The sequence below is a fragment of the Mycobacteriales bacterium genome (genome assembly GCA_035533475.1).
GTDB lineage: Bacteria > Actinomycetota > Actinomycetes > DATLTS01 > DATLTS01 > DATLTS01.
Map to the genome: position 1 here is coordinate 42,104 of DATLTS010000068.1, position 10,866 is coordinate 52,969.

Genomic DNA, 10,866 nt, shown 5'->3' on the forward strand with positions numbered 1-10,866 from the left:
GGATCTCAGGCCCGGTGCCCACTCCGGCGGCTGGTGCCGTTGAGCGGCACCACCGGCAGGACCGGTCGGCCCCAGGTGGCGTTCGTCACCCCGGCGAAGCTGGCGTACCAGGCGACCACGGCGGTCACCAGGCCTGCCCACCCGCCGATATGGGTGATCTTGGCGCTCTGGTCCCAGGCCCCGATCGTCAGCAGGACGAACGTGACGGTTAGTACGGCGAACACCAGCGCCACCGCACCGGTCGAGCGCAGCGAGGCGATCAGCATGTAAGCGGTGAAGACCGTCCAGATCAGCAGATAGAGCCCGATCACCTTGTACGCCGTCGCGGCCGGCAGCCCGGGGGCGACGAACTTCACCAGCGCCGCGTAGCTGAGCCAGAACGCTCCGAACGAGCTGAATGCGGTCGCGCCGAAGGTGTTCCCCTTCTTGAACTCCCACATCCCGGCGAGCAGCTGCGCGAGCCCGCCGTAGAAGAGCGCGACCGGGAGGACCGCCAGGAGCAACTTGGGGTCCTTGATGAGGTTGGCGTTGAAGACGCTGAGCATGAAGGTCGTCGCCGCGAAGCCGGCCAGCCCGAGCGGCCCTGGATCGGCGATCGAGGTGGTGGGCGTTTCCGGCGTCTGCGCCGGCACCTGCTCGGTGGCGGTTGACGCCTCCGGGATGCGGATCTGACTTGCCATCTGCGGTCTCCTTGATCTGGAGAAACGGGTTGGTCCCCGCCTGAGCCTGTCCTCACCTCCTGTAACCGAACGCTCACGGCGGTGCGTGCTTTTACGGGGTTAGTGTGCGCCGGACGGGGCTCGCTTGCAATGGGTACGGATACTCTGGGTGACAATTCCGTGACGAGCCTCCGGGCGGGTCGATCCGGTGAGGGAGCCGCAGGTGGACGCGAAGGACATCGAGTCCGGTCGCCAGCGATGGGCGGAGCGGTTCGCGCACGCGGCATTACGGGACAACGACTTCAGCACGCTGTCCGGGGTGGACGTGGCTCCGGTGTACGGGCCGCCGCCAGGGGCCGACGCCGACGGTTTCGAGCGGATCGGTTGGCCCGGCGAGTTCCCGTTCACCCGGGGCCTGTATGCGTCGGGTTATCGGGGAAAGCCCTGGACGATGCGGCAGTTCGCCGGATTCGGCTCCGCCGCGGACACCAACGAGCGGTATCGGATGATCTTGGCCGGCGGGGGCAACGGGCTTTCGGTGGCTTTCGACATGCCCACACTGATGGGCCGGGACTCCGACGATGCCAAGGCTCTGGGTGAGGTGGGCCACTGCGGGGTGGCGATCGACTCGGCGGCGGACATGGAGGTTCTGTTCGCCGGCATCGACCTCGGCTCCGTGACAACGAGCATGACGATCTCCGGGCCGGCCGCTCCGGTGTTCTGCATGTACCTGGTGGCCGCCGAGCGGCAGGGGGTCGCGATCGGGGGACTCGACGGCACGTTGCAGACCGACATCTTCAAGGAGTACATCGCGCAGAAGGAGTGGCTGTTCCCGCCGGAGCCGCACCTGCGTCTGATCGGCGACCTGATGGAGTTCTGCGACCGCGAGATCCCGCGCTACAAGCCGCTGTCTGTTTCCGGCTATCACATCCGGGAAGCCGGCTCGACAGCCGCGCAGGAGCTCGCCTACACCCTGGCCGACGGTTTCGGCTACGTCGAGCTCGGGCTGTCCCGTGGGCTCGACGTCAACCGTTTCGCGCCCGGTCTGTCCTTCTTCTTCGATGCGCATATCGATTTCTTCGAGGAGATCGCCAAGTTCCGGGCGGCGCGCCGCATCTGGGCCCGCTGGATGCGTGACGTCTACGGGGCCACCGATCCACGGGCCCAGTGGCTGCGTTTCCACACCCAGACCGCCGGGGTCTCACTGACCGCGCAACAGCCCGAGAACAACATAGTGAGGACCGCCGTCGAGGCGCTGGCCGCGGTGTTGGGCGGGACGAACTCGCTGCACACGAACGCGCTCGACGAGGTGCTCGCACTCCCCTCGGCGCGCGCTGCGGAGATCGCGCTTCGGACCCAGCAGGTTCTGATGGAAGAGACCGGGGTCACGAATGTCGCTGATCCACTCGGGGGCGCGTACTACGTCGAGGCGCTCACCGACCGGATGGAGGCCACCGCCGAGGAGATCTTTGCCCGAATCCGTGAACTCGGCACCGACGGGTCGATGACCTCGGGCATCCTGCGGGGCATCGACGACGGTTACTTCATGAGCGAGATCGCGGACGCCGCGTTCGCCTACCAACAGAAGCTCGAGAAGGGCGACAAGCGGATCGTGGGGGTCAACGTGGCGACCGACACCACCGAGGCGCCGCTGGAGATCCTCCGGGTCTCCACGGAGGTCGAGCGGGCGCAGCGTGCGGCTCTGGCCGCCCGCCGGGCGGAACGCTCCCAGGCCGCGGTGGACGCGGCGCTCGCCGGCCTCACCGCGGCGGCCCGGTCCGGGCACAACATGATTCCGGTCATGCTCGACGCCGCCCGCGCCGAGGCCACCCTCGGCGAGATGTGCGACGCGTTGCGGGAGGTGTGGGGTACCTACCTCGAACCCCCGCGTTTCTGACCGGCGGGTCTAGGCGAGGATGGTCAGGTGATCGCCCGACCCGCTGACCTGCGCCTGCACGGCGCAGTCGACCTGGCTGCACTCCGGGCGCCGGCCCCCGTACCGGCCGGGCCGGCGCCGAGCGGCGCCCACACGGTCGAGGTCACCGAGGCCAACTTCGCCACCGAGGTGGTCGAACGATCCCGGACCACACCCGTGGTCCTCGACTTCTGGGCCACCTGGTGCGCACCGTGTCGCACGCTCGGCCCGGTGCTCGAGAAGCTGGCCGCCGAAGGCGCCGGCGGATGGTTTCTCGGCAAGGTGGACTGCGACCAGAATCCCCGGCTGGCGCAGGCTTTCGGGGTGCAGGGAATCCCGGCCGTCAAGGCGGTCGTCGACGGGGCGATCGCCGGCGAGTTCACCGGCGCACTGCCGGAAGCCGAGGTTCGGGCCTGGATCAGTGACCTGATGACAGTCGTGTCAGGGGTCGAGCCGGGCGCAGCAGCGGTCGCGGACCCGGGCTATGCCGAGGCGGAACAGGCACTGGCCCGAGGGGACCTTGCCGCCGCGCGGGCGGCCTTCGAACAGCTCGCGCTCCGGGCCCCGGCGGACCCGGAACCCCGGGTGGCCCTGGCCCGGATCGGATTGATCGAGCGGACCCGCGATCTCGACCCGGAGGCGACGCGCCGCGCCGCGGCAGCGACCCCGGGCGACCTGCGGGCTCAGCTCGCCGCCGCCGACCTAGAGGTCGTCGAGGGGGCGGTCGAACAGGCAGTGACGCGGCTGATCGAGGCTCTGCGAGGCGCCCAGGGTTCGGAGCGCGAGCAGGTGCGCACTCACCTGCTGGGCCTGCTGGACGCCCTCGATCCGGAGGACCCAAGGGTGACCGCCGGCCGTCGGGCGCTCGCCAACGCGCTGTTCTAGCGTGCCGCCGAGTTCACTCGGGGCCGGCCAGCCAGAGCGTCCCAAGGGGCGGGAGCCGGAGCACCGCCGACGCCGACTGGCCGTGCCACGGCTGATCGACCGCCCGGACCGCGCCGAGGTTGCCCACCCCGCTGCCGAGGTAGGCCGGGGCGTCGGTGTTGATCAATTCCCGCCATTCGCCGGGTCGGGGCAACCCCAGCCGGTAGTCCTCGTGCGGGATCCCGGCGAAGTTCGCCACGCATGCCAGCACGGAGCCGTCGTCTCCCCAGCGAAGGAATGAGAAGACATTACTGTCCGCGTCGTTCGCGTCGATCCAGGCGAATCCGCCGGGTGCCCCGTCCTGGGACCAGAGTGCCGGGGAGCCCCGGTAAACGGCGTTGAGGTCACGCACCAGGTCCCGCACCGCCGCATGATCGGGTTGGCCGGCCTGCGCCCAGTCCAGGGACCTCGACTCCGACCACTCGGACTCCTGACCGAACTCGCAGCCCATGAACAGCAGATGCTTTCCCGGATGCGCCCACAAGTAGGCGTACAGGGCACGCAGGTTGGCCAACTGCTGCCAGCGGTCGCCGGGCATCTTGCGGAGCAGCGACCCCTTGCCGTGTACGACCTCGTCGTGCGATAGGGGCAGCAGAAAGTTCTCGGTGTAGGCGTACATCATCGAAAACGTCATCTGATGGTGGTGGTACATCCGATGCACCGGGGCGTTCGCCAGGTAGTCGAGCGTGTCGTGCATCCAGCCCATATCCCACTTGAATCCGAACCCCAGGCCCCCGAGATAAGTCGGCCGAGTGACCCCGGGCCACGCAGTCGATTCCTCGGCGATGGTCACGATCCCGGGAACCCGCCTGTACACGGTCGCGTTCATCTCCTGGAGGAAGGCGACCGCCTCCAGGTTCTCCCGGCCACCGAACTTGTTGGGCGCCCAGGCGCCCGGCTTTCGGGAGTAGTCGAGGTAGAGCATCGAGGCGACCGCGTCGACCCGCAGCCCGTCGACGTGTAGTTCCTCGAGCCAGTAGACGGCGTTGGCCACCAGGAAGTTGCGGACCTCGCTCCGGCCGAAGTCGAACACGAGCGTGCCCCAGTCGGGTTGCTCCCCGCGGCGTGGGTCGGCGTGTTCGTAGAGCGCGGTGCCGTCGAACCGGGCCAACGCCCAACCGTCCTTGGGGAAGTGGGCCGGTACCCAGTCGACGATCACAGCGAACCCGGCCCGGTGCAGTTCGTTGACGAGGTGGCGGAAGTCGTCCGGCGAGCCGAACCGGGAGGTCGGTGCGTAGTACGACGTCACCTGGTAGCCCCATGACCCGCCATATGGATGTTCGGCGACGGGCAGGAATTCGACGTGGGTGAAGCCGGTGTCGGTGAGGTAGTCGACGAGTTCCGCGGCGAGCTCCCGATATGACAGGCCGGCCCGCCAGGACCCGAGGTGCACTTCGTAGACGCTCATCGGGGCCCGCAACCAGTCGGTTCGGGCGCGGCGCTCCAGCCACTCGCTGTCGCTCCACTCGAACTGTGGGGTGTAGACGATCGATGCCGTGGCCGGTGCCTGCTCGGCGGCGAACGCCATCGGGTCGGCCTTGTTTCGCCAGACCCCATCGGAACCGAGCACTTCGAACCTGTAGCGCGCTCCATCGCCGACGTCCGGTACGAACAGTTCCCAGATTCCGCTCGGCCCCAACGAGCGCATCGGGTGCGCCCGCCCGTCCCAGGAGTTGAAGTCGCCGAGGACCCGGACCCCCTGGGCAGCCGGCGCCCACACCGCGAAGGACGTGCCATCGACCTCTGCGACCGCGCCGCCGAGTCGACGGACGTGCGCGCCGAGCACCTGCCAGAGCTGCTCGTGCCGCCCCTCCACGATGAGGTGCAAGTCGAGCTCGCCGAGGGTGGGGAGGAAGCGGTACGGATCGTCTATGACGAAACGGTCCTGACCGTAGGTGACCTCGAGCCGATAGTCCGGGACGTTCGCCAGGTCGAGTTCACCGGTCCAGACGCCGGCCCTGAGGTGGGTCAGGGGGTAGCGGGTGTCGCCGACCAGCGCGGCGACCGTGGTGGCGTCCGGGCGGAACGAGCGCACGGTCACGGTGCGGTCGTTCGGGTGGGCACCGAGGATGGTGTGCGGGTTGTGATGCCTACCCGCGATCAGCCGGTCGATCTCTTCGGCTGGGAGGGTTGAATCGCCCGTCGACTCAGGCGACGATGCGCTCGATCGAGCCGAGCGGGATCGGGAGCCAGCTGGGTCGGTTCCGCGTCTCGTAGACAACCTCGTAGACCGCCTTGTCGAGTTCGAACGCTCGCAGGAGCCGTCCGCCGTCCCGCGGATCCGGGCCGCCGGCCAACGCGTATCCGTCGCAGAACGCCTCCCGATTGCGTTCTGCCCATTCGGCTGCGCGGTATGCCAGGTGCGGTTCCGCCGGATGGTCGGTCAGCAGGTGTCGCGCCGCGTAGTCGAATGATCGCAGCATGCCCGCCACGTCGCGCAGCGGGCTCATCAGCGCGACCCGCTGCTCGAGCGGGCGGGCCGGTTCGCCCTCGAAGTCGAACAGCACCCAGCCCGCCTCGGTTCGCATGACCTGACCGAGGTGGAAATCGCCGTGGATGCGCTGGACCGCGATCGGACCGGATTCTTCGGCGACCGCCTGGAAGGCGGCTCGCAGGCCCGCCTCGAACCGGCGAAGGGCGGGGACGGCGCCGAGCGCCGCGTCGAGTCGCTCTTGCATTCGAACCAGGGTCTGCGCTTGATCATCTGCGTCGGCGACCCCACTGGGCAGCGCCTCGGCCATCCGCTGATGCACCTCCGCGGTGGCCTGCCCCAGCCGCTCGGCCTCGGCGGCGAAGTCCCCGCCGACCTCGTCGGCGTGCAGGTCGCCCTCTGCGTACAGGTCGCGGACGCTGGTGACCGCGAGCGCCCACCCGTCGCTGGCGGACTTGAGGAACGGCTGGAGCATGGCGACGGTGGTCGGCTCACCGTCCAGCATGGTCTCCAGGTAGCCGAGTGGCGGCACGATCCGCAGACACCCCAGATCTGCGAGGGCCCGGGTGACCTCGAGGTCAGGGTTGAGCCCCGGCGAGATGCGCCGAAATAGCTTCAGGATGTAGCGGTCACCGTAGATCAGCGAGCTGTTGCTCTGTTCGGCGCCCATCATCAGGCTGGGTAGGTCGGTCTCCAGCCGGTCGGTGAGCCGGCGGAAGGTCATCGGTTCGACCGTCCATTCAGCCGCCAGCCCGGACAGCAGGATTCGGGTTGCCTCCTGATCGTGCGCGGCGTCGAGTACGGCGATCTCACCCGCCCACCCGACGAGCGCATGGTCGAGCCGCTCGGGCACGCTCGTCCGCAGCGAGAGGAAGAGTTGGTAGCGCTCGGCGCCGTCGCCGTGGTCGACCGCGACGACCAGATGGTCGAGGGTGGGGTCACGCTGGCTGAGCCGGGTCGTGTTCGAGATCGCCAGACTGTGGATCGGCCGGCCCTTGCCGCTGTACCAGCGTTGCTGAGGCAGCCAATCGCGCAGAAGCTCGGGCAATCCGGCCGGGAGTTCCGGGGTCGTGGTCAGCTCATCCCTCCACGTTCGAGAGCAGGAACCAGTAGAAGCCATGTCCGGGCGGCGTGAGCAGATAGGACAGCTCCCCGATCGGTGGGAAGTGCACACCACCGAGCAATTCGATCGGCGTGCGTCCCTCGAATCGGCGTAAGTCAAGTTCCACGGGTTGGGCGAAGCGCGAAAGGTTGTTCACGCAGAGCACGAGGTCGTCGCCGAATTCGCGCACGAAGGCAAGGACGCTCGGATTGGAGGATGACAGCTCCGAGTACGTGCCGAGGCCGAAGGTCGGGTGCTGGCGCCGAACACCGATCATCCGCCGCGTCCAATGCAACAGCGACGTCGCCTGGCGCATCTCGGCCTCGACGTTTAGTGCCGCGTAACCGTAGACCGGATCCATGATCACCGGCAGGTACAGCCGCTGCGGGTCGCAGGTCGAGAACCCGGCATTACGGTCCGGCGACCACTGCATGGGGGTCCGGACCCCATCCCGGTCACCTAAGTAGATGTTGTCGCCCATCCCGATCTCGTCCCCGTAGTAGATCACCGGCGATCCGGGTAGCGAGAGCAGCAGTGCGGTGAAGAGCTGCATCTGGTCCCGGGAGTTGTCGAGTAGCGGGGCGAGCCGGCGCCGGATTCCGAGGTTCGCTTTCATCCGCGGGTCCTTGGCGTACTCCGCGTACATGTAGTCACGCTCTTCGTCGGTCACCATTTCGAGGGTGAGCTCGTCATGGTTGCGCAGGAAGATGCCCCACTGGCAGTTCGCCGGAATCTCCGGGGTCTGCGCGAGGATTTCCGAGATCGGATACCGCTGTTCCCGCCGGACCGACATGAAGATTCGCGGCATCAGCGGAAAATGGAACGCCATGTGGCACTCATCGCCGGTCCCGAAGTATTCGACCACGTCCGCCGGCCACTGGTTCGCCTCGGCCAGCAGTACGGTCTCCGGGTACTGCGTCTCGATTTCCCTCCGAATCCGCTTGAGGTAGGCGTGCGTTGCCGGCAGGTTCTCGCAGTTGGTGCCGTCCGCCTCGAACAGATAGGGCACAGCATCCAGGCGAAAGCCGTCGATTCCCAGGTCCAGCCAGAACCGCAGTACCTCGATCATGACGCTCTGCACCGTCGGGTTCTCGAAGTTCAGGTCGGGCTGGTGCGAAAAGAACCGGTGCCAGTAGTACTGCCCGCGGACCGGGTCGAACGTCCAATTCGATTGTTCGGTGTCGACGAAGATGACCCGCGCGTCGCGGTACCGCTCGTCGCTGTCGGACCAGACATAGAAATCTCCGAACGGCCCGCTGGGATCCGAACGCGATGCCTGGAACCAGGGGTGCTGATCGGAGGTGTGGTTCATGACGAGGTCCGCGATGATCCGGATCCCGCGCTGGTGCGCCTCGTCGACGAGGAGCACGAAGTCGCCGAGGTCGCCATATTCGGGAAGGACCGACATGAAGTCGCTGATGTCGTACCCGCCGTCACGCAGCGGCGAGCCGTACATCGGAAGCAACCAGATGCAGTCGACGCCCAGCCACTGGAGGTAGTCGAGCTTTTGCCGAAGTCCGCGCAGATCACCGGTGCCGTCGTTGTTGCTGTCGGAGAAGCCACGGATGAGAACTTCGTAGAAGATCGCGCGCTTGTACCAGAGCGGGTCCCGGGGGGCCACTCGCGTGGGCGGATCCTGGGTCACTGCGGCAGCCGGCGAACGCTGAAAATATGCGCGGGTTCCACCGAAGGGTCGAGCCGGACGTAGCTTCTGGACCCCCAGTGGTACGTCGCACCGGTCAACTCGTCGGTTACCTCCAGCTGTTCGGACCAGGCGGCCCCGAGTGCGGGTAGGTCGAGGCTCAAGGTGCCTTCCCGTGCGCTGTGCGGGTCGAGGTTGACGACGACGAGCACGATGTCGTCCTCGGCAGCGGCGCCGGGCAGCCGCTTGGACCAGCAGATCAACTCGGGAGTGTCCACGGCATGGAAGCGTAGGTTGCGGAGCCGGCGCAGCGCTGGGTGCCGCCCACGCAGCTCGTTCAGCCGGGTCAGATAAGGGGCGAGGGTACGTTGCTCGCGGTCCGCGCCGGCCCAGTCCCTCGGCCGGTACTGGTACTTCTCCGAGTCGAGGTACTCCTCGCTCCCCGGCTCTGCGGCCACGTGCTCGAACAGCTCGAAGCCGGCGTAGACGCCCCAAGTCGGGCTGAGCAGTGCGGCGAGGGTGGCGCGAATCTTGAAGGCCGGCGGCCCCCCGGACTGCAGGTACGCATGCAGGATGTCGGGCGTGTTGACGAAGAAGTTCGGCCGCATGAAGGCGGCGTGTGGCCCGGCCAGGTCCCGGAGATAAGCCTCGAGCTCCCACTTCTCGTTGCGCCAGGTGAAGTAGGTGTAGCTCTGGCTGAATCCGACCTTGGCCAGGGCGTGCATCATCGGGGGTCGGCTGAAGGCTTCGGCCAGCCAGACGACGTCGGGATCGCTCCGCCAAATTTCGGCGATCAGGGACTCCCAGAACCTGATGGGCTTGGTGTGCGGGTTGTCCACCCGGAAGATGCGAATTCCGTGGGCCACCCAGTGCCGAACGATCCGGAGCACCTCGGCCGTGAGCCCTTCCGGATCGTTATCGAAGTTGAGCGGATAGATGTCCTGGTAGCGCTTGGGGGGGTTCTCCGCGTACTTGATCGAACCGTCGGAACGGGTGGTGAACCATTCCGGATGCTCGGCCAGCCACGGGTGGTCCGGCGAACACTGAAGGGCGAGGTCCAGGGCCACCTCGAGGCCCAGTTCGGCGGCGCCGGCGACAAAGGCGTCAAAGTCCTCGAGTGTGCCCAGTTCGGGATGGATGGCGTCGTGGCCGCCTTCCGGTCCGCCGATGGCCCAGGGCGAACCTGGGTCGGAGGGACCGGACTCGACGGCATTGTTCGGCCCCTTGCGAAAGGAGCGCCCGATCGGGTGCACGGGCGGGAGATAAACAACGTCGAAGCCCATGGCCGCGACCGCCGGGAGGCGTTCCAGCGCGGTGCGAAGGGTACCGGGCCGAACGTGTCCGCTCACCGGATCGGCCACCGCCCCCTCGGACCGCGGGAAAAACTCGTACCAGGATCCGACGAGGGCCCGCTCGCGCTCGACCATGAGCGCGGCGATCGCGCCCTTGGTCACCAACTCACGCACGGGGTGGTCATCCGTGGTCGCGATCACGTGCGGATCCAGCGCGACGGCCAGCCGTTCGTCTGCCGGCCGCGAGGCGTCTCGCAGGACCCGGCTGACCGAACGCACCAACGGGCGCAGATCCGGCGGTACCAAGCGAGCTGCCCGATCGTGCAGTCGGGCGCCTTCCTCGAGGACGAGTTCTACATCCTGACCGGCGCCCACCTTGATCTGCGCGTCGTGTCGCCAGGTAGCCAAGGGGTCCGACCACGCCTCGATCTGGAAGGTCCAGCGGCCGGCGCAGGTCGGCGTGACCGGAGCTTCCCACCGGTCGGTGCCCGGTGCGATGAGCACCATCCGGGTGAAGGGACCTGGACGACCCGCCGGATCGCGGAGGACGACGTTGGCGCCGACGACGTCGTGACCGTCACGGAAGACCGTTGCGGACACCATGACGGACTCCCCGACTACTGCCTTGGCCGGCCAACGGCCGCACTCGACGAGGGGATCCACGTCGAGGATGGGGATGCGTCCGATCATCTAGCCGAACCTACCCACCGAGCGGGGTGAGGTCACCCGGAATGGCGGCTGAGCGGGGGCGTGGCCTCGCCGCTAGCCTGCCCTTCCACGCACGGGTGATCGCCTAACGGGCGTGTTTCAGGATCGCTTGTCACCGCGAGGTGTGTCCAGCGGTCCCGTCAGCGGGCAGCCGGGATTTATGGCTTCTTCCCACCCTGTCAAACTGCCGGCG

General features: G+C 67.6%; 7 protein-coding genes. 2 read left to right on the forward strand and 5 right to left on the reverse strand.

Features of this window, described 5'->3' with window-relative positions:
- Positions 1-5 precede the first annotated feature (5 nt).
- Positions 6-680 carry an acetate uptake transporter gene (locus tag VNG13_16255; protein HVA62068.1) on the reverse strand — a complete coding sequence of 225 codons (675 nt, stop codon included), beginning with the start codon at positions 678-680 and terminating at the stop codon, positions 6-8.
- A 202-nt stretch (positions 681-882) separates the two neighbouring features.
- Between VNG13_16255 and VNG13_16260 the strand changes: the two genes are divergently transcribed.
- Both VNG13_16260 and VNG13_16265 read left to right on the forward strand, forming a co-directional pair.
- Positions 883-2,556, forward strand: a complete 1,674-nt coding sequence (locus VNG13_16260; protein ID HVA62069.1) for a methylmalonyl-CoA mutase family protein — start codon at positions 883-885, stop codon at positions 2,554-2,556.
- A gap of 27 nt (positions 2,557-2,583) precedes the next feature.
- Positions 2,584-3,459 carry a tetratricopeptide repeat protein gene (locus tag VNG13_16265; GenBank protein ID HVA62070.1) on the forward strand — a complete coding sequence of 292 codons (876 nt, stop codon included), beginning with the start codon at positions 2,584-2,586 and terminating at the stop codon, positions 3,457-3,459.
- 13 nt (positions 3,460-3,472) lie between these two features.
- On the opposite strand, the gene glgB is transcribed toward VNG13_16265, so the two are convergent.
- Genes glgB through VNG13_16285 form a run of 4 tightly spaced genes read right to left on the reverse strand, consistent with a single transcriptional unit; the run spans position 3,473 to position 10,655 of the window.
- Positions 3,473-5,611: a 1,4-alpha-glucan branching protein GlgB gene (glgB, locus tag VNG13_16270; protein HVA62071.1), complete on the reverse strand. Its 2,139-nt coding sequence runs from the start codon at positions 5,609-5,611 to the stop codon at positions 3,473-3,475.
- A gap of 34 nt (positions 5,612-5,645) precedes the next feature.
- Positions 5,646-6,977, reverse strand: coding sequence for an aminoglycoside phosphotransferase (locus tag VNG13_16275; protein ID HVA62072.1), 1,332 nt, complete (start codon positions 6,975-6,977; stop codon positions 5,646-5,648).
- A 31-nt stretch (positions 6,978-7,008) separates the two neighbouring features.
- The gene (gene treS / locus VNG13_16280; GenBank protein HVA62073.1) at positions 7,009-8,676 is read right to left on the reverse strand and encodes a maltose alpha-D-glucosyltransferase; all 1,668 of its coding nucleotides are present in this window, start codon (positions 8,674-8,676) and stop codon (positions 7,009-7,011) included.
- The gene (locus VNG13_16285) at positions 8,673-10,655 is read right to left on the reverse strand and encodes an alpha-1,4-glucan--maltose-1-phosphate maltosyltransferase (GenBank protein ID HVA62074.1); all 1,983 of its coding nucleotides are present in this window, start codon (positions 10,653-10,655) and stop codon (positions 8,673-8,675) included. Before VNG13_16285 ends, treS begins: the two co-directional genes overlap by 4 nt.
- Between the last annotated feature and the right edge of the window lie 211 nt (positions 10,656-10,866).

Bases quoted from the DNA above. Each gene is read 5' to 3' on its own strand.
- VNG13_16255 (HVA62068.1), bottom strand. From the start codon at position 680: ATGGCAAGTCAGATCCGCATCCCGGAGGCGTCAACCGCCACCGAGCAG.
- VNG13_16285 (HVA62074.1), bottom strand. From the start codon at position 10,655: ATGATCGGACGCATCCCCATCCTCGACGTGGATCCCCTCGTCGAGTGC.